This window comes from Nocardiopsis flavescens (genome assembly GCF_900141985.1).
Classification (GTDB): Bacteria; Actinomycetota; Actinomycetes; order Streptosporangiales; family Streptosporangiaceae; genus Nocardiopsis; species Nocardiopsis flavescens.
In genome coordinates this window covers 50,560-68,423 of sequence record NZ_FQZK01000016.1, presented here as the reverse complement: position 1 = coordinate 68,423, position 17,864 = coordinate 50,560, and the positions used below count along the sequence as shown (strand labels likewise).

At 74.2% G+C, this 17,864-nt stretch carries 15 protein-coding genes and 1 tRNA gene; 6 read left to right on the top strand and 10 right to left on the bottom strand.

Annotated elements, in window-relative coordinates; translation table 11 throughout:
* Positions 1-116 precede the first annotated feature (116 nt).
* Positions 117-1,955 (top strand): hypothetical protein, encoded by a 1,839-nt coding sequence (locus BUE45_RS22615; protein ID WP_073381435.1) that lies wholly within the window; start codon positions 117-119, stop codon positions 1,953-1,955.
* On the opposite strand, the gene BUE45_RS22610 is transcribed toward BUE45_RS22615, so the two are convergent.
* The 4 genes from BUE45_RS22610 to cysS all read right to left on the bottom strand — a co-directional run bounded on the left by BUE45_RS22610 (position 1,927) and on the right by cysS (position 5,304).
* The gene (locus tag BUE45_RS22610) at positions 1,927-2,334 is read right to left on the bottom strand and encodes a hypothetical protein (RefSeq protein WP_073381433.1); all 408 of its coding nucleotides are present in this window, start codon (positions 2,332-2,334) and stop codon (positions 1,927-1,929) included. The two genes, BUE45_RS22615 and BUE45_RS22610, sit on opposite strands and share 29 nt — an antisense overlap.
* A gap of 182 nt (positions 2,335-2,516) precedes the next feature.
* A tRNA-Thr gene (locus BUE45_RS22605) sits at positions 2,517-2,589 on the bottom strand.
* Positions 2,590-2,710: 121 nt separating this feature from the next.
* Entirely contained in the window at positions 2,711-3,685 is a 975-nt protein-coding gene (rlmB, locus tag BUE45_RS22600) for a 23S rRNA (guanosine(2251)-2'-O)-methyltransferase RlmB (protein WP_073381432.1), read from the bottom strand.
* A 218-nt stretch (positions 3,686-3,903) separates the two neighbouring features.
* The gene (gene cysS / locus BUE45_RS22595) at positions 3,904-5,304 is read right to left on the bottom strand and encodes a cysteine--tRNA ligase (protein ID WP_073381430.1); all 1,401 of its coding nucleotides are present in this window, start codon (positions 5,302-5,304) and stop codon (positions 3,904-3,906) included.
* A gap of 327 nt (positions 5,305-5,631) precedes the next feature.
* Between cysS and BUE45_RS32675 the strand changes: the two genes are divergently transcribed.
* The gene (locus tag BUE45_RS32675; protein ID WP_073381429.1) at positions 5,632-8,214 is read left to right on the top strand and encodes a hypothetical protein; all 2,583 of its coding nucleotides are present in this window, start codon (positions 5,632-5,634) and stop codon (positions 8,212-8,214) included.
* A gap of 14 nt (positions 8,215-8,228) precedes the next feature.
* Here BUE45_RS32675 and BUE45_RS22585 read toward each other — a convergent pair whose 3' ends face one another.
* The 4 genes from BUE45_RS22585 to phoU form a co-directional block, all read right to left on the bottom strand.
* A complete protein-coding gene (locus BUE45_RS22585) occupies positions 8,229-9,191 on the bottom strand; it encodes an endonuclease/exonuclease/phosphatase family protein (protein ID WP_084737659.1) in 963 nt (320 codons plus the stop codon).
* Positions 9,192-9,337: 146 nt separating this feature from the next.
* On the bottom strand, positions 9,338-9,817 hold the full coding sequence (ispF, locus tag BUE45_RS22580) for a 2-C-methyl-D-erythritol 2,4-cyclodiphosphate synthase (RefSeq protein WP_178378618.1): 480 nt from the start codon (positions 9,815-9,817) through the stop codon (positions 9,338-9,340).
* Positions 9,818-9,843: 26 nt separating this feature from the next.
* The gene (locus tag BUE45_RS22575; RefSeq protein ID WP_073381426.1) at positions 9,844-10,326 is read right to left on the bottom strand and encodes a CarD family transcriptional regulator; all 483 of its coding nucleotides are present in this window, start codon (positions 10,324-10,326) and stop codon (positions 9,844-9,846) included.
* A 322-nt stretch (positions 10,327-10,648) separates the two neighbouring features.
* Positions 10,649-11,311 carry a phosphate signaling complex protein PhoU gene (gene phoU / locus BUE45_RS22570; RefSeq protein WP_073381424.1) on the bottom strand — a complete coding sequence of 221 codons (663 nt, stop codon included), beginning with the start codon at positions 11,309-11,311 and terminating at the stop codon, positions 10,649-10,651.
* Between the two features lie 124 nt (positions 11,312-11,435).
* On the opposite strand from phoU, the gene BUE45_RS22565 reads away from it, so the two are divergent.
* Complete coding sequence (locus tag BUE45_RS22565) at positions 11,436-12,629, top strand: sensor histidine kinase (protein WP_378656775.1); 1,194 nt, start codon at positions 11,436-11,438, stop codon at positions 12,627-12,629.
* Positions 12,626-13,330, top strand: a complete 705-nt coding sequence (locus BUE45_RS22560) for a response regulator transcription factor (protein WP_073381423.1) — start codon at positions 12,626-12,628, stop codon at positions 13,328-13,330. Before BUE45_RS22565 ends, BUE45_RS22560 begins: the two co-directional genes overlap by 4 nt.
* A gap of 111 nt (positions 13,331-13,441) precedes the next feature.
* Here the strand turns inward: BUE45_RS22560 and dtd are convergent, their stop codons facing one another.
* Positions 13,442-13,867: a D-aminoacyl-tRNA deacylase gene (gene dtd, locus BUE45_RS22555; protein WP_073381421.1), complete on the bottom strand. Its 426-nt coding sequence runs from the start codon at positions 13,865-13,867 to the stop codon at positions 13,442-13,444.
* Between the two features lie 41 nt (positions 13,868-13,908).
* Entirely contained in the window at positions 13,909-15,741 is a 1,833-nt protein-coding gene (locus BUE45_RS22550) for a DUF2207 domain-containing protein (RefSeq protein WP_073381420.1), read from the bottom strand.
* A gap of 159 nt (positions 15,742-15,900) precedes the next feature.
* On the opposite strand from BUE45_RS22550, the gene BUE45_RS22545 reads away from it, so the two are divergent.
* Together BUE45_RS22545 and BUE45_RS22540 are read left to right on the top strand one after the other, a co-directional pair.
* Positions 15,901-16,767: a neutral zinc metallopeptidase gene (locus BUE45_RS22545; protein WP_073381537.1), complete on the top strand. Its 867-nt coding sequence runs from the start codon at positions 15,901-15,903 to the stop codon at positions 16,765-16,767.
* Positions 16,768-16,875: 108 nt separating this feature from the next.
* The gene (locus BUE45_RS22540; protein WP_073381535.1) at positions 16,876-17,802 is read left to right on the top strand and encodes a neutral zinc metallopeptidase; all 927 of its coding nucleotides are present in this window, start codon (positions 16,876-16,878) and stop codon (positions 17,800-17,802) included.
* Positions 17,803-17,864: the final 62 nt, after the last annotated feature.

Here is a 17,864-nt window from a genome sequence, read left to right as displayed (position 1 = left end):
CTCATCAACGTCTCATCTTCTCTCACGGCCGGCAGGGGGGTTCCCGGAGCCGCGGGCCCCTGCTTCAATGGGCCCCTCACCGCGCACCGCCCCCACGGAAAGCAACGCGAGATCCCATGTACGCCCCCCGGGCCGCCGATCCCCCGCTCCCGACCACGCCGGCGGGTCTGCTGAGCGCTCTGGAGCGCCACCCCCTGGTCAACCTCGTCGGCCCCCTGGGCTGCGGGAAGTCCGCACTGGTGGCGCGCCTGGCCCCGCTGCCCGTGCTGGCGCTGGAGGCGCCGGGCGCCGCCGGCGCGCTGCGGAGCGCGCTCGCCGAGGACACCTCGCGGCCCCTGGTCGCGGACGGCGCCGACGGGCCCGCGGGCCTGGCGGCGCTGAGCGCGCTGCGGAACCGGGCGCCCGGCGGCCGTCCGGTCCTGGTCGTGTCGCGGCGATCCCTGCTCTCCCGCCCGGGATGGGCGCTGTCCGGGGCACGGGTGCTCCCGTTCCGCACGCTGCGCGACGAGGAGGTCCGCGGGATCGCCGAACGCGCCCAGATACACGACCCGCGCTCCCTGGGCGTGGTCACCGACCTCGCCGCGGGCAACCCACTCATCGCCGAGGCCGCCTGCCGCGCGCTGCACGGGGGGACGGCCGCGGACCCGGGCGCGGTGGCGGTCCGGGTGGCGCCCGAGATCCTGTCCCGGCTCGACCGCGAGGCGCCCGGACGCGCCTGGGCCGACGCCCTCCAGGGCCTGGCCAGCGTGTGGAGCGGTGACGAGGAGGCGATCGGCGTCGACGGCGAGGCGTTCGCCGCCCTGGCGGAGCTGAGCGTGGTGCACGGCACCGAGGCGGGCCTGGTGCTGTCGGAGCCCTTCCGCCGGGTACTGGCGCTGGCCCGGCGGACCCGGCAGCCCGCGGGCCACCGCGAGGCCCGCGGCCGTGCGACCGCGCACCGCCGCCGGATGCTCCTGGTGGAGCCCCCCGGGCCGCGGCGCGGCCGGATCCTGGAGGGGATCGTCGCCCTGTCGGACGAGGAGGCGGTCCAGACGACCCTCTTCCCCGGCAGCCCCGAGAACGGTCTCGTCAGGACCGCCTCCCCCGGGGACGCGGACACCGTCGGCGCGCTCATGAACGGGTGGGCCCGGCACAGCGGGCTGGACCCGCGGCGCACCGACCGGCTCGTGGAGGGGTGGATGCACGCCGACCCCGGCGGCTTCCACCTCGTCTTCGACCCGCAGGGGGTCCCCGTCGGCGTCAGCGGCCTGCTGCGCGTGGAGGACCGCACCGCCGACAGCGTGGAACCGCTCCTGCAACAGCACACCGACGGCCTGCTCACCCGGTACGGGGGCCCCGGGCACAGCCTGGTCCTGGGCGCCGCCTTCTGCCCGGACCGGGGGCTGCACGCCCAGCTGCTGCGGTCGATCCTGCACCGGGTGATGGGGCTCGGCCTGTACCTGTCGGTCTCCACGGTCAACCCCGGCTACCAGCGGCTGCTGCACGCGCTGCGGTTCCAGCACCACGGGGGCACCCGCGACGACGTCTACCGCTGCGGCCGCGGCCCGGAGGTCCACGGCCAGGACTTCGGCTCGGACGCGTTCCTGGAGTGGGCCGAACGGCTGTCGGCCCCCGCCGCGGAGGCGGCCGGCACGCGCTCGACCGGCCGCGAGGTACGCCACGCGCTGACCCACATCGACTCCCCCGAGCGGCTGCGCGACAGCCCGCTGCTGGCCCTCAGCGGCGCCGCCTCGCCGGCCGAGCTGCGGGCGCGGCTGCGCGAGGAGGTCCGGGCCCTGTCCGTGAGCGGATCGGCGGAGGAGGCCGAGGCGGGCCGGATCCTGGCGCACTACTACCTCGACGGGGTGCGCGGCCACGAGCGGCTCGCGATCCGCCTCCACCTGAGCCGGGCCACCTACTTCCGCCGGCTGCGCTACGGGCTGGAGCTCATCGGTCGGCGGCTGGCCCGGGGCTGACGGCGGGAGCGGTGGGAGTACCGGGGTCCCCGGACACGCGGGGGGTGTCGGGGGTACCGGGGGCGGCGACTCTCCCAGGCGCGCCGGAGCCGTCGGCCGTGCCTACCGCACCGGCAACACCGGGCGCACCCGGCGTGGCATCGACACCCGGTGCGCCGGACATCCCGACGTCACCGGGTGCGCTCGGGGTGCCGGGCCCGCGCCGCAGGCGCCGCGCGATCCGCTCCGCCAGGACGTCGTTCTCCCCCAGCTCCGCCAGCAGCGCCCGCCACACGGAGGAGTGCGTGAGCGCGGGGCGGTCGGCCGCCTCTCCCAGCTCCAGGACGAGACGCCGCATGAGCCGGTAGTCGGCCCGGTCGAGGTCCACGCTGATGCGCACGCGGCCCGCGCGCTTCCCGCCGCCGCTCACGCGGCAACGCCGGAAGCCCGCACCGGCCCCGGAGCGGAAGGAGTGTCCATGGCCGCCCAACCTACCGACGGCCCCCGGCCCCCGAAAGGCCCCCGCGTGGCAGCATCCTGCCACCCGCACGGCCACGCACCCGCACCGAGGCGGGGAAAGTGAGCCGACGAGGAGACTTGAACTCCTAACCTGCCGCTTACAAGGCGGCTGCTCTGCCAATTGAGCTACGCCGGCGGGGCGTCGGGCTCCCCGGAGGGAGCCGCGTCCTCCCGCATGGTACCGGCTGAGGTGTGTTCCGGCCTACTCGGGAGGGCCGCACCCCGGCCCCGTGGTGCGGAGCCGGGGCGGGAGGGCGTCAGGAGTCGCGCCCCTCGGCCCGCAGGCGGGCCACCTCGTAGAGGGAGACCCCGGCGGCGACCGAGGCGTTGAGCGACTCGGCGTTGCGGATCGGGATGCTCGCGATCACGTCGCAGGACTCGCGCACCAGGCGCGAGAGCCCCTTGCCCTCGGAGCCCACCACCACGACCAGCGGGCCGGTGGCCAGGTCCAGGCCGGGGATGGCGACGTCGCCGTCGGCGTCGAGGCCGACGACGAACACGCCCGCCTTCTTGAACGCCTCCAGCGCGCGGGTGAGGTTGGTGGCCTGGGCGATCGGCATCCGGGCCAGGGTGCCCGCGGAGGTCTTCCACACGGTGGTGGTGACCCCGGCGGAGCGGCGCTCGGGGATGAGCAGGCCGTCGGCGCCGAACGCGGCCGCGGAGCGGGCGATCGCGCCGAGGTTGTGCGGGTCGGTGACGCCGTCGAGGGCGACGATGAGCGCCGGCTCCTGCGCGCCCAGCGCCCGCTCCAGCAGGTCCTCGGGCACCAGGTAGCGGTAGGGCCGCGCCTGGAGGGCCATGCCCTGGTGGACGGCGCCGGGCTGGCCGTTGCTCTCGCAGCGGCGGTCGAGCTCGGCGCGGGTGACCTCCAGCACCTCCACGCCCTGCTCGCCGGCCAGGCGGGCGGCCTCGTTGACGCGGTCGTCGGAGTCGAGGCTGTTGGACAGGAACAGGCGGCTGGCGGGCATGCCCGCGCGCAGCGCCTCCAGCACGGGGTTGCGGCCCACGAGCAGGTCGGAGTCGACGCGGCGGCGCTCGGACTCGCGGGCCGTGCGCGGGGCGGCGCCGGAGCCCTCCAGCTCCTTGGCCCGGCGGATCGCCTGGGAGCGCTGCTTGCCGTCGTACCAGTGCCGCTGCTCGGCGGGCAGGGTGCCCTTCTTGGCCTCCAGGGACCTGCGGCCCTTGCCGCCGCTGCCCTTGGTGGGGCCCTTCTTGCTCTTCTTCGCCGGCATGGTCGCCGTCCCTCCGCTACGTGTCGCGAGCATGCCGGAAGAATCCTCCGGCCGGTGGGGTGCCGCGTCGCCGATGGCGGCGGCAAACCCCCAGGATACCGCCGAGCCGGGACCGGACGTGTTGTCCACAGGTCCCCGCACGCCCGTGGCGGCGGGCGGCGGGGCGGCCTACGGTGGAAACCGGGGGGACTCCCCGCCCCCGGCCATGTGCGCTGCCCTCAGCCCCGGCGCAGGTCCCAGCGCGGTCCCTGAGGCGTGTCCTCCACCACCACGCCCGCGCCGGTGAGGCCGTCGCGGATGGCGTCGGCGGCCTCGTAGTCCTTGCGTCCGCGGGCGGCCTGGCGCTGCTGGAGGACCACGGACACGAGGGCGTCGACCACCTCGCGCAGGCCCTGGTCCCCGGAGGACCACTGCCCGCCCAGCGGGTCCAGGCCCAGGACGTCGAGCATGGAGCGCAGCTCCCCGGCGAGCTCGGCGGCCTTCTCCTTGCCGCCGGCGGCCAGGGCGGTGTTGCCCTCGCGGACGTGCCCGTGCACCACGGCGAGCGCCTGGGAGACGCCCAGGTCGTCGTCGAGCGCGGAGGCGAACCCGGCGGGGACCCGCCCGGCGGGGACGATGTCGCCCAGCACCTCGACGGCCCGGGTGAGGAAGCCCTCGATCCGCTGGTAGGCGACCGCGGCCTCCTGGAGGGCCTCGTCGGAGTAGTCGATGGTGGAGCGGTAGTGCGCCTGGCCCAGGTAGTAGCGCAGCTCGACGGGGCGCACCTTCTCCAGCATCTGCGGGATGCGCATCGAGTTGCCCAGCGACTTGGCCATCTTCTCGCCGCCGATCTTGAGCAGACCGTTGTGCAGCCAGTACTGGGCGAAGGCGTCGCCCGCGGCGCGGGACTGGGCCATCTCGTTCTCGTGGTGCGGGAAGACCAGGTCCAGGCCGCCGCCGTGGATGTCGAAGGCGGGGCCGAGGTACTTGGTGGCCATCGCCGAGCACTCCAGGTGCCAGCCCGGCCGGCCGCGCCCCCACGGGGTGGGCCACGTGGGCTCGCCCGGCTTGGCGCCCTTCCACAGGGCGAAGTCGCGGGGGTCGCGCTTGTCCCGGTCGGGGTCGGAGTCGGCCGCGGGCTGGACCTGCTCCAGCCTCTGGTTGGACAGGTCACCGTAGGGCGGGAAGGAGCGCACGTCGAAGTAGACGTCGCCGGAGCCGTCGTCGGCGGCGTAGGCGTGCCCGGCGTCGATGAGCCGCTGCATGAGCTCGACCATCTCCGGCACGTGGCCCGTGGCGCGCGGCTCGACGGTGGGCGGCAGGCAGCCCAACACGTCGTAGGCGTAGGTGAAGGCGCGCTGGTTGCGCTCGGTGACCTGCCACCAGGGGACGCCCTCGTCGGCGGCGACCCTGATGATCTTGTCGTCGATGTCGGTGACGTTGCGGCAGAAGGTGACCTGGTAGCCCCGGTGGGTCAGCCAGCGGCGCAGGATGTCGAAGTTCACCCCGGACCGGATGTGGCCGATGTGGGGCGGCGCCTGCACCGTGGCACCACACAGGTACAGGGAGGCGTGTCCCTCGCGCAGGGGGACGAAGTCGCGGACCTGTCGGGCACTGGTGTCATAGAAGCGCAGACTCACGTTGTCAAGCGTATCGTCTTTCCCCTCGCGACGATGTCACAAACCGACCCCTCCACGTGACGTGGGTCGGTGGCGCCTGTGGCTTCCGGTGCCCCTGTTTTCCTCATCGGACATTCCGAAGTGCTCATATACGGAGAACCGTATTCGGGCATCCGTTGTGTGAGATACCCCGGAACGAAGCGTCGCGACGGTGGAACGGCAGGTCACGAGATGCAGCATATTCCGACATAACGACACGGAACGCCCTTGACGCACGCGGTGCCGAAGCCACCGGAATCGGACGGAATCTCGTGTTAACGGCATCACCTCGACTACGCTGCGAAGGCGATGGCCCCTTACAACGATTCCCCCGGCACAGGAACACGGAACGGCAGCCCCGCGGGTCGCGGCACGGGAGTCGGCGCTCTCGCCGGCGGCGCCCTGTTCGTCGGTCTGATCGGGCTGTGCGCTCTCGTCATCTCCTACAACGGCGTCTTCCGGCTGGCCGAGTACGGCCACCCGCGCGGCGGACTGCTCGTCCACGTGTTCCCGGTGACGTACACGCTGCTCCTGCTCATGGCGTGCTGGACCAGCTACCTGATGCGCGACGCGCCGCCGGGCCGCCGCGCCTGGATCGACCTGGTGCTGATCCCGCTGCTGGTGCTGTTCGCGGCGGTGGTCATGGTGCTCAACAACCTGGGGCTGATCGAGGCGATCCCCCAGCGGGTCGCCAACGTCGTCGTGGCGGTGGCCCCGCTGCTGGCGCTGCTGACCGCCCTGCTGCTGTGGATGGCGGTACGCGCCCACCTGCGGTCCAGGCGCCGCTCGGGCGGGGCCCGCCCGGCTCCGCGGAGCGACCGCCCCACGGTGCTGCGCGCCCGCGCGGTGGTGCACGACGAGGAGCCGCGGACGGCCGAGCCCGACGACGGGCTGTCGCTGGAGGAGCGCCTGCTGGGCCTGGGGCTGGGCCCCACGGAGGCCGGCCCCGCGAAGCCGGAGGACGGCCTCCCCGCGTCCCCCGGGACGGACGCGCCGCGTGCCGGGGAGCGTCCGGAGCCGGAGCCCGTCGTCGTTCCGGTGACCCTCTCGGCCGCGCCCGCCGTCCCGGCCGCCGAGGAGGAGGACGCACAGGGGAAGGAGACGGAGCGGGCCGACCGGGAGGAGCCGGAGGCCTCGGTGCGCACGCTTGCGCTGCCGCGGCGCGGCCAGGGCGCGGGCAACCCCATCAAGCAGGCCGCCGAGAACCCGCCGCTGGCCCCGATCGCCCCGGAGCCCGAATCCGAGTCCGTGCCCGAGCCCGACGACGGTCCCGAGTTCGAGGCCGGACCCGCGTACGGTCCCGAGCCCGTCTTGGCACCGGAGCCGGTGCCGACGGGGCCGGTGGACGAGGGGTTCGAGCACGACCCGCTTCCGGGCGACCCGGTCACGGACGAGGCCGAGGCCCCCGTCCGGGAGCCGAAGGTGCACGGTGCCGTGGGGCCGGCGGCAGCCGGGGAGTACGCGCCCGCCGCCGCGAGCACGCCCGCCACCTCGGGTGAGCCGGACCCGGAGGAGCCGGCCCCGGAGGAAGCGGCGCCGGACGCGGACGGGACGCGGGCCGCCGCGGACGCGCCCCCGGCCACGGGGCCCCTGCCGCCCGACGAGGGGGACGACCCGGACGAGGCGTCCGCGGAGACGCCCGCCTTCGGCATCAGCTGGGAGCCGCCGGAGGACGACGGGGACACCTGGACCCGCGCCGAGTACGTGCCGCCGGTCTGGACGCCCCCGGAGGACGACGAGGCCCCCGAGCCGCAGGAGGAGACCGCGCCGGCGCTGGACCACGACACCGGTCCGACCGTGCGCGCGGCCTTCCGCATCCCGGACGACCCGATGGCCGCCTCGCGCTCCGCGCTCTCCGACGACCTGGTGGACGAGGGCCCGGTCTGGTCCCGGTCGGCCTCCGCCGGCCGCGGCGGCCCCTGGTCCGCCGACCGGTTCTCCCCCGCGGCCGAAGGGCGCGGCGGGGACGGCGGGCCCGTGGCGGACGGTGCCGGGGGGCCCGCGCGCACGGCCGTGCAGCGGCCCGCGGACACCGCCCCGGACACCGCACGGCCCGCGCCCGCGAGCGGCTCCGACAGCCCGCAGACGGTCCGACCCGACTCCGCGGACGACCTCCCGGACGTCGGCGGCCCCGATCGGACCGCGCACACCCACGCGCAGCCCGCCGGGCACACTCCGTTCTCCGAGCCCGCCACCGCGGAGAACGCGGACGACGACGAACCCCTCTGGCCCGAGGCCCGCCGCCCGGGCAGCCCCGGCGCGGCACCGGTCCCGGCCGCGGCCCGCCCCGCGGAAACCGCGCGTCACGGCGACGACCACGACGCCGCGGACGCCCCGTACCCCCGGCCCGCCGCGGAGGCGGCCCCCGCCGCCGCTGCCGAGCGCTCGGAGCGCACCCGCCCCGCCGGTGAAATCCCCTCCCGGGACGCCCCTGCCACCCGAGCCGACAGCGCAGCGGCCCCGGCGCCCGAGGTTTCGGAACCGGAGCGCCCCGCCGCGCACACCCCGGCCACCGGCCGCCCCGAGGCTGCCCCGGAGCCGGAGCCGGAGCGTATCCGCGCCGAGGCGGCGGCCCCTCCCGCCGACCGGCCCGTATCCGCCGGGGCACCGGCCGCGGCGGCTCCCGCCGACGGCCCCCTCCCCCCGGTCTCCCCCGAGGGTTCCGGGCGGATCCGCCGGACCGGCTTCGCCGCGCCCGCCGTTCCCCCGGGTGCGGCGCGCCCGCGCGAGGTCGACGACACCGACGAGCGCCCCACCGAGCCCCTGCGCCGCCGCCGGCCGCTGGAGAAGCGGCCCATGGTCCTCAAGCCGCCGCGGCCGCCCATGCCCGACTTCGCGGCCGGACCGCCCTCCCGGCGGGTCCGCAGCGAGCCCCTGCGCCCGGAGGAGTGACCGGGCTCAGAGCCTCAGGCGGGCGGCGACCGGCACGTGGTCGCCGCCCGCCTCCGGCAGCGACCACGATCGGGCGGCCTCCGCCCCACAGGTGGGGATGTGGTCGATCCGCACCCCGGGGAAGCCCGCGGGCCGGCTGAAGCCGAGCCCCTCCCCCGCCTGGCGGGCCGACTCCCCCTCCTCGACGTGGGCGGGCGCAGCCCCCGGTCGTCGACACTCGCGTTCAGGTCCCCCATGAGCACCACCCGCTCCAGCGGCTCCCCGGCGATCGCCTCTTCGAGCGCGCGGACGGCGGCGTTGCGCCGGTCGGCGTCGAACCCGGAGGCGTCCACCCGCACCGACGCCGGGCGCACCACGTACACGGCGGACACGCCACCGGGCCCGTCCACCTCGGCGCGCAGCGCCCGCGCCCACCCCTTACCGGTGTCCACAGGGGCCGCGTCCACGACGGGGTGACGGCTCCACAGCCCGGCGGTGCCTTTTCGCGCGGAGTACGGCAGCGGCCCGGCCGGCGCCGCGTCATAGGCCTCCCACCGCTCCCGGATCACCTCCTCCGGCGCCACGGGGTCGGGGGCGGCGGAGAGCAGCACCCCGGAGACGGCCGCGGGGTCGGAAGTGGCGGCGTCGACGTTGTGGGTGACCACGGTCAGGTTGGGCTCTGCCCCGGGGTCGGGGGCCACCAGCGGCGGCCCGGGCCCGAGCACCCGCACGGCGAGCAGCGGCAGGGCGGCCGACCCGGCGGGGAGGGAGCGGCGCACCAGCACCGCGGCGGCGGCCACGGGAACGGGCGGCGCACTCCAGGGCGGCACGGTCTCCCACAGCGCGCCCGGGTGGGCCGGGGTCTCGGGGACGAGGCAGGGGAGGGCCACCGCGAGGGCGAGCGCGGCGGTGAGCGCTCCGCGCGCCAGGGCCCCCGTCGGCCGCCCCGGCCGTCCACCGGGCCGCGCTCCGGGGCCCCGGGCCCCGAACGGCCGCATCGACGTCCGCCGTGCTCCCCTTGAGTCGGCTGTGTCGCTTATATGCGCATGTCCGGATCAGGAGGGCAGCGGGAGGAGTGTTGCGCCCCTGTGAAGCAACGGTGCCCCGCGGCCGGAGGCCGCGGGGCACCGTTGTCGATCGGTGGTCAGTCCACGGGGACGCACAGGGCGGTGGCGATGGCCGCGATGCCCTCGCCGCGCCCGGTGAGGCCCAGCCCGTCGGTGGTGGTGGCCGACACCGTCACCGGCGCCCCGACGATCTCCGTCAGCGTCTTCTCGGCCTCCGCGCGACGGGGCGCGAACTTGGGCCGGTTGCTGACGATCTGCACCGCGATGTTGCCCACCTCGAAGCCCGCCGCGCGCACGCGCGCGACCGTCTCACCGAGCAGCGCGGCGCCCGAGGCGCCCTTCCACCGCGGCTCCGAGGTCCCGAAGTTGGACCCCAGGTCGCCCAGGCCGCACGCGGAGAACAATGCGTCGCATGCGGCGTGCGCGGCGACATCCCCATCGGAATGACCGCTGACGCCGTCCTCACCCGGCCATTCCAAACCGGCGAGGAAAAGCGTTCTTCCAGGAGAAAACGGATGGACGTCGGTGCCGACGCCCACCCGAGGAATTTTCGTCATGAATTATGCGATTCCCAGACCGGGCTTCAGTTCGTGAGAACCTCGTCGAGGAGGGCTTCGGCCTTGTCCTCGTTGGTCTTTTCCGCGAGGGCCAGCTCGCTGACGAGAATCTGGCGCGCCTTGGCGAGCATCCGCTTCTCGCCGGCGGAGAGACCGCGCTCCTTGTCCCGGCGCCACAGGTCGCGCACGACCTCGGCGACCTTGTTGACATCGCCGGAGGCGAGCTTCTCCAGGTTGGCCTTGTAGCGCCTGGACCAGTTGGTGGGCTCCTCGGTGTGCGGCGCGCGCAGCACCTCGAAGACCTTGTCCAGACCTTCCTGCCCCACCACGTCGCGAACGCCGACGTCCTCGGCGTTCGCGGCCGGCACACGCACCGTCAGATCGCCCTTGTCGACCCTCAGAACGAGGTAGATTCTGTCCTCGCCCTTAATGGTGCGAGTCTCGATCGCTTCAATACGAGCAGCCCCATGATGGGGGTAGACAACAGTGTCGCCGACCTTGAAAGCCATGTGACAGGTACCCCTTCCGCTACCACAAGGATACCACGAATCTGTGACTTAACGTACCTATTAGCTTTGCGAACACGCAGGTCAAGCCCTACTTTTTAGGGCTTGACAAAGTCTACCCGACCTGGTGGGAGAAGCCGATCGGTGCAGGTCCGGGAGGGCCGGGGCCCCTTTAGCGGAAGGGATCGCGGACTCCCGCACGGGGGTCCGCGGAGTCGGCCCCCGACCCCGCCCGGACGTCCGGAAAGAGATTCGCATCACCATCCCGTGACCGCACGTGTACCCGTGGCCCCTCCCGCCCGGGAGACGGGCCTCGGGCGGCGGCTCAGCTCTCCGGCTCGTAGTCCTCCCGGCGCTCCCCCGTCACCATGTACACCAGGTTGTCCGCGACGTGGACCGCGTGGTCACCGAAACGTTCGTAGAACCGCCCCACCAGGGTGACGTCCATGGTGGCCTCCACCCCGTACTCCCACCCGGGCGCGAGGATGCGCTGGAGCAGCTTGCGGCGCAGCCGGTCCATCCGGTCGTCGTCCTCGTCCAGCTCCAGCGCGGTGTCGGGGTCGCGGTGCCGGATGACCTCGCCGGCCTTGGTGACCAGCATCTCCGCCTGGTGTCCCATCTCCAGGACGATGGAGCGCACGGGCTCGGGGATCGCCGAGTCGGGGTGCCTGCGGCGGGCGATCTTGGCCAGGTGGACGGCGTGGTCCCCCATCCGCTCCAGGTCTCCGCGCATGTACAGCGAGGTGATGATGGTCCTCAGGTCGGACGCCACCGGCTGCTGCCGGGCCATCAGGCTGAACGCGGTCTCCTCGACCTCCTGGTCGAGCCGGTTGATCCTCTCGTCACCGGAGATGACCTCCTGCGCCGCGTCCAGGTCGCTGTCCAGCAGTGCCGTGGTGGCGCGGGCGACGGCGTGCCTGGCCAGGCGGGTCATCTCGATGAGGCGCTCGCTCAGGCTGTCGAGGTCCTCGTGGTACGTATCGCGCATGGTGTCAATGCTCCCAGTGGATTTCTGAAGAGTCGGCCAAGAGTCGGTGAACGCTGGAAGAACCTCGACCATGACACAGCCCCTGACCGGGTAAAGGTCCAGTCCGCACGTTTACGATCGAAACGTGCAAGGGGAACTTCTCGCCGCTCTGACCGGCATCATCGGACTCGTCGCGGGCGTCGCCGTGGGCGTTCTCGCGGGCTCGTTCTTCCGGGCCGGCGCCGCCGAACGGCCGGCTCCCGCTCCGCAGCGCGGAAACGGCACCACACTGCCGCCGGGCATCGCCGAGGTCCTCTCCGCGCTTCCCTCCTCCGCCGTGGTCCTGGACTCGGCCGACCGGGTGCTGCGCGCCTCCTCGGCCGCCCGGGCCTTCGGGCTCGTCCGGGGCGAGGAGCTGGTCATCGACGAGCTCCTCGGCCTCGCCCGCCGGGTCCGGCGCGACGGCGTCATCCGGGAGACCGAGATCGAGGTCGCCGTCCGCAAGTTCGGCCCCGACGCGACGTCCTTCGCCGTGCGGGTGGCGCCGCTGGGCGGCACCGGGCTGGTGCTGGTGCTGGCCGAGGACCAGACCGAGCACCGGAGGGTGGAGGCCGTGCGCCGCGATTTCGTGGCCAACATCTCCCACGAACTCAAAACGCCGGTCGGTGCGTTGTCACTGTTGGCCGAAACCGTACAGGACGCGAGTGACGACCCCGAGGCCGTGCGCCGGTTCACCGACCGGATGCAGACCGAGGCGTCGCGGCTGACCGCGCTCATCCAGGACCTCATCACGCTCTCGCGCATCCAGGGCGCCGAGCCGATGGCCGAGCCCACCCGGGTGGACCTGGGGGCCGTGGTGGACGAGGCCCTGGACGCCGTGCGCATGCCCGCCGACGCCAACGGCATCGAGCTGGTGGGCAGCGGCGCCGAGGGCATCACCGTCCTGGGCGACGAGGGGCTGCTGGGCACGGCGCTGCGCAACCTCATCGCCAACGCCGTCTCCTACAGCCCCAAGGACACCCGGGTCGCGGTGTCGGTCGCGGTGACGCGCTCCACCGTGGACATCAGCGTCGCCGACCAGGGGATCGGCATCCCCCAGCAGGACCTGGAAAGGATCTTCGAGCGGTTCTACCGTGTGGACGCCGCTCGGAGCCGGGCGACCGGAGGCACCGGTCTGGGCCTGGCGATCGTCAAGCACATCATGACCCACCACCGTGGAGAAGTGACCGTGTGGAGCAAGGAGGGGTCGGGGTCGACGTTCACTCTGCGTCTGCCCAGACCCGACGACCGGGGGCTGGACGCCGCCCGGAACACCGACCGTCAGGAGGCGGCACCGTGACTCGTGTACTCGTGGTCGAGGACGAGGAGTCCTACAGCGACGCCCTGTCCTACATGCTGCGCAAGGAGGGTTTCGAGGTCGCCGTGGCTCCCACCGGGACCGTGGCCCTGGAGACCTTCGACCGCACCGGCGCCGACCTGGTCCTGCTGGACCTGATGCTGCCGGGGCTGTCGGGCACCGAGGTGTGCCGGAGCCTGCGCCAGAAGTCCAGCGTCCCGGTGATCATGCTGACCGCCAAGGACTCCGAGATCGACAAGGTCGTCGGTCTGGAACTGGGCGCCGACGACTACGTGACCAAGCCCTTCTCCTCCCGCGAGCTGGTGGCCCGCATCCGCGCGGTGCTGCGCCGCCGGGGCGGGGAGACCGTCGACGAGCCGGGGCTGCCCACGGCGCTGGAGGCCGGACCGGTCCGGATGGACGTGGACCGGCACGTGGTGACCGTGCGCGGCGAGCACGTCCAGCTGCCCCTCAAGGAGTTCGAGCTCCTGGAGGTGCTGCTGCGCAACGCCGGACGGGTGCTGACCCGCATGCAGCTCATCGACCGCGTGTGGGGCGCCGACTACGTCGGGGACACCAAGACCCTGGACGTGCACGTCAAGCGGCTGCGCGCCAAGATCGAGGACGACCCGAGCAGCCCCAGGTACATCGTCACCGTGCGCGGGCTGGGCTACAAGTTCGAGCCGGTCACCGCCGACGTCTGACCCCGTGCCCTCCCCCCGGGAGGCCCCGCCCCCTCGTGTCCCGGTCCCCGGCCCCGCGCGGCCCGGGGCCGGGGCGCCGCCGTGCCCGCCGGCGGGCGGGGCCGGGCCCGCTCAGACCTCCAGCAGGACCGTGAAGGGGCCCTCGTTGGTGAGGCCCACGGACATCTTCGCGCCGAACACCCCGGTGGCGACCGTGGCGCCGAGCTCGCGCAGCTCCTCGACCACGGCGTCCACCAGGGGCTCCGCGACCGGGCCGGGCGCGGCGGCCTGCCAGGTGGGGCGGCGCCCCTTGCGGGCGTCCCCGTAAAGCGTGAACTGGCTGACGACCAGCAAGGGGGCTCCGGCGTCGGAGCACGACAGCTCGCCCTCCAGGATGCGCAGCGTCCACAGCTTGCGGGCGAGCCTGGCCGCCTCGGCTCCCGTGTCGGTGTGGGTCACCCCCACCAGGGCCATCAGGCCGGGCCGGGTGATCTCCCCGACCACCTCGCCGTCGACCGTGACCGACGCGTGCGACACCCGCTGCACGACCGAGCGCATGGGCGACTCCCCCTCTTCTTCTCCCCTGTGCGGTGCTTCCCCTAGCGGCGTTCGGAACGCTGGAGCTGGTTGAGCACCCGCAGCCTGCGGGTGTTGGTGATGATGCCGGTCAGGGACACCACGAACGCGCTGACGGAGTCCGAGAAGTCCTCGATCCGCCACTCGCGCGGCCCGGTGTACCAGTGCAGCCGGGTGCCCTCGGGCTCCCCGCCGACCGGGTCGGCGAGCGCGGCGGCGGCCAGCAGCTCCGCCCAGCGGTCGACGTCGTCGAAGATGACGGCGTAGGGCAGGTAGCGCGAGTACAGCTCGACCCGCTGCGCGGGCGGGACCGCCTCGGCGCGCGGGCTCAGCAGGTGGTCGCGAAAGCCCACGGTGTGGGCGTACACCGAGCTGCCGAGCCTGGTCTTGGCCGGCATGTACTGGGCCCCCGCGGTGATGGCCGCGCCGGCGATGACGACGGCCAGGCCGGTGAAGGCGGCGGTGGTGAACACGGCGAGCACCACGGTGAGGATGACGCCGAGGGCGGTGACCACCATGCCCGCGGTGCTCCACAGGGTGCGCACCCGGCTGGGCGAGCGGGCGAACCACTTGAGCCGCACCATGTCGCGGTACAGCTCCTCGCGGACGCGGTCGATGCGCGCCGGGAAGTCGGCGGAGGCGCGGCGGGAGCCCAGCCGGGACAGCCGCACCGTGGGCCGGTCCCCGAAGAGGGCGTCCAGCAGCAGCCACTCCGAGGCCAGCAGTGTCTCGCCGGGCGGGCCGTCCAGGCGGACCAGCCGCCAGTCCACGGAGGTGAAGTGCTCGTGCGGCAGCTCCTCCACCCTGATGTAGCCGCGCACCGCCAGGTCCAGGACGGTGGCGGTGAGGTCGGCGATGTCCACCCGCTCGTCGATGAGCGTGCCGATCTGGCCGGGGTGGACGTCGTCGGGCGGGGCGAACCGCACCCGGCCGCCCTCCTCCGTGACGGGCGCGTGGTCGCCCGCCGCGGCCTCCCTGCGCAGGGCGCGCTCGTCGCGGCCGCGGACGCGGACGAGGACGGCCAGCCCGCCGACGAGGACGACCAGCAGCACCCCGAACACGCTCGCGGTGGCGGGCGTCACCTTGAAGGCCGAGGCCAGCGACCAGCGCCGGCTCAGGAGGGGCTCGCCCTCGGCGGTGCCGGCCGGGAAGTTGACCACGATGTCCAGGCGGTCGGCGGGCTCCATGTCGGCCTGGAGGAAGTGCGCGACCGAGGAGTCGGGGCCCATGTCGGAGGCGGTGCAGTACATGGCGCTGCGCGGCTCGCCCGCCAGACAGGACAGGGCCTCGGGCGGCAGCGGGGCGGTGACGGTCACGTCGGTGGACTCGACGGTGTGGCTGTAGGCGCCGATGGCGCGCCACTCCATCTGCACGCCGCGGGACACCTCGCTGACGGTGCCGCCGACCCGGTAGGAGAGGACGACCTCCTCCAGGCCCTCGGTGGGGATCTCCACCACCAGGGCGCCGTCGCTGTGCTCCACCGGGGCGTCGAGCGCCCGCCCGTCGGGGCCGGTGACCTTCACCCCGCCGACCTCGAACCGGCGGTCGTACTCGGTGTCGTAGAGCATGGTCTCGGTGAGCCCGCGCACGAACACCTCGGGCGCCGGGCCCTGGAACGCGATGGTCTCCCGGGCGTGCAGGACGCCCAGGGCGTCCAGTTCGAGTTCCACGGTGTTGGTGATCAGCGGGTCCTCGGCGCCACGGTGCCCGATGACGCCCGAACCGGCGGCCGGTACTGTGGTGGCCGGTGCCGCCACGGTCGCCGCGCCCGCGGCGGGCGCCGCCGGCAGCGAAGAGAACACGAACAGGGCCGCCGCAGCCGCGACGGCCTGGCGCCAGGAGCCGACCCACCACATGATGCGAGAGCCTATCCGGTCCCCCCGGTCCGCGATGTCCCCGGGCGGTGCGCGCACGGCCCCGCCGTCACGGCCCGGCCCGGCGGCGCGGGGGATCCGCCGGTGAGGGGCGTGCGGCCGGCGCAGGACTGGTCGGAGCGGCCCGGGCTCTTCCAGCGGATGGGGCTCGGTGTGTCGCTGACCCTGGGCACCGGGCTGGCGGCGGTCGCCATGACGGGGTTCCTCGCCATCTCCGCGATGCTGCCGGGCACGGACCCCGCGTGGTCGCACCCGGTGTCCCCGGCCGACGCGGCGCCCGACGACGACGGGGACCCGGCGGGCGGGGGGTCGATGCTCACCGACAACCCGCTCTACCTCGCCGGGGAGCTGGGCGAGGTCACCTGCGAGGCCCCCGCGCTGGACGAGGACGACCCGGAGTCGGTGGAGCGGTTCGTCCACACCATCGCCGACTGCCTGGACCTGGCCTGGGCCTCCTACTTCGCGGACGCGGGGATGCGGTTCACCGCCCCCAACCGCGTGTACTGGCACACCGAGGGGCACAGTCCCTGCGGCGCGTTCCCCACGGGGGACACGGCGGCGTTCTACTGCCAGGCCAACCAGGGCCTCTACCTGGGCGTGGAGGACATCGTGGAGGCGTCGGCGGGCAGCGACCGGCCGGAGGCCTACACGTTCATCATCAGCCACGAGTACGGCCACCACGTGCAGGGGCAGTCGCGGATACTGGCGGAGTTCCACTCGGTCCGCGCCGGGGTGCCGCGGTCCACGGCCGACGAGCTGACCCGCCGCAACGAGCTCCAGGCCAACTGCCTGGGCGGGGTGTTCGTGGGCGCGGCCGAGGAGCGGCTGGGATTCGGGCCGCGGGGCCGGGAGAATATCCTCGATGACGTCGTCCGGCGCTCGGACCGGGGTCTGGGGCACACGCACGGCAGCGCGGAGAACGGACGGCTGTGGACCGCGCACGGTATGGACAGGGTGGACCCGGGCGCCTGCAACACGTGGGACGCCCCCGACGAGCTGGTGCAGTGACGGTGGCGGGACACGGGCCGGCCCGGCCCGGCGAGGACGGGACGGTCGGCAGTGCACGGTTCGGGTGAGGTGTCCGCGGCGGCGCGGGCGCGACGCACCGACCGCCGCGTGTTCGCGATGGTGACGGGCCTGCTGGTGATCCTGCTGGCGCTCACCCTGCTGTCGTGGACGACCGTGGAGGACTCCGGCACGGGCGGGGCGGCGGACGCGTCCGGCGTCCCGGCGACCGGCGCCGACCCGAGCCCGGGGTGGGGGCCCACCGGCGGGGGCTCCGGCGCCCTGCCGGGGGCGGTGCGGACCCCGGAGCGGCCCGCGGGGCACGAGGCCCTGGTGGCCAACCCGCTGTACGGGACGGGGCGGCTGTCCCCGCGCCCGTGCCCGGCTCCGGAGCTGGACGTGGACGACCCGGAGTCGATGGGGCGGTTCCTGGACGCCGTCGCGGACTGCCTGGACGACGCGTGGAGCACCCAGTTCGCGCGGGCGGAGATCCCGTTCACGCCGCCGCGCCGCGTTTTCTGGGACGAGCCCGGGGTCAGTCCCTGCCGCACCTACCCGTCGCAGGCGGGGGCGTTCTACTGCCGGGCGAGCACGAGCATCTACATCGGGGTCACCGACGTGGTGGACAAGTGGAACGGGGCCCGCAACGGCGTCGTGTACGCGTCGCTGCTGGCCCACGAGTACGCGCACCACGTGCAGGGCGAGTCGGGGCTGCTGGAGTACTACCACGAGCAGCGGGACCTGGAGGCGGGCCACTCCGCGCGCAACGGGTGGACGCGGCGCAGCGAGTTGCAGGCGAACTGCCTGGCGGGGGCGTTCCTGGGGTCGGTGCGGGTCGGGTACCCGCTGACCGACGACGACCTGGATACGCTGCTCACGGACGCGAAGGCGACCGCCGACCGGGAGGGCGGGCCGGAGGAGGAGCGCACGCACGGGGCGGCGCGCAACAGCGTGCACTGGACGCACACCGGGTGGCGGGAGCAGACTCCGGGCTCCTGCAACACCTGGGACGTGGACGACCTCTCGCTGGTCGACTAGGGGCGCCGGGGCCCTTCGGGGGCCGGGCCCGCCCCCCGGGGACGGCCGCCGGGAACAGGGTT

Bases quoted from the DNA above. Each gene is read 5' to 3' on its own strand.
- BUE45_RS22615 (WP_073381435.1), top strand. From the start codon at position 117: ATGTACGCCCCCCGGGCCGCCGATCCCCCGCTCCCGACCACGCCGGCG.
- rlmB (WP_073381432.1), bottom strand. From the start codon at position 3,685: ATGCCGGCGAAGAAGAGCAAGAAGGGCCCCACCAAGGGCAGCGGCGGC.
- BUE45_RS32675 (WP_073381429.1), top strand. From the start codon at position 5,632: ATGGCCCCTTACAACGATTCCCCCGGCACAGGAACACGGAACGGCAGC.
- BUE45_RS22585 (WP_084737659.1), bottom strand. From the start codon at position 9,191: ATGCGGCCGTTCGGGGCCCGGGGCCCCGGAGCGCGGCCCGGTGGACGG.
- ispF (WP_178378618.1), bottom strand. From the start codon at position 9,817: ATGACGAAAATTCCTCGGGTGGGCGTCGGCACCGACGTCCATCCGTTT.
- BUE45_RS22575 (WP_073381426.1), bottom strand. From the start codon at position 10,326: ATGGCTTTCAAGGTCGGCGACACTGTTGTCTACCCCCATCATGGGGCT.
- phoU (WP_073381424.1), bottom strand. From the start codon at position 11,311: ATGCGCGATACGTACCACGAGGACCTCGACAGCCTGAGCGAGCGCCTC.
- dtd (WP_073381421.1), bottom strand. From the start codon at position 13,867: ATGCGCTCGGTCGTGCAGCGGGTGTCGCACGCGTCGGTCACGGTCGAC.
- BUE45_RS22550 (WP_073381420.1), bottom strand. From the start codon at position 15,741: ATGTGGTGGGTCGGCTCCTGGCGCCAGGCCGTCGCGGCTGCGGCGGCC.
- BUE45_RS22545 (WP_073381537.1), top strand. From the start codon at position 15,901: ATGGGGCTCGGTGTGTCGCTGACCCTGGGCACCGGGCTGGCGGCGGTC.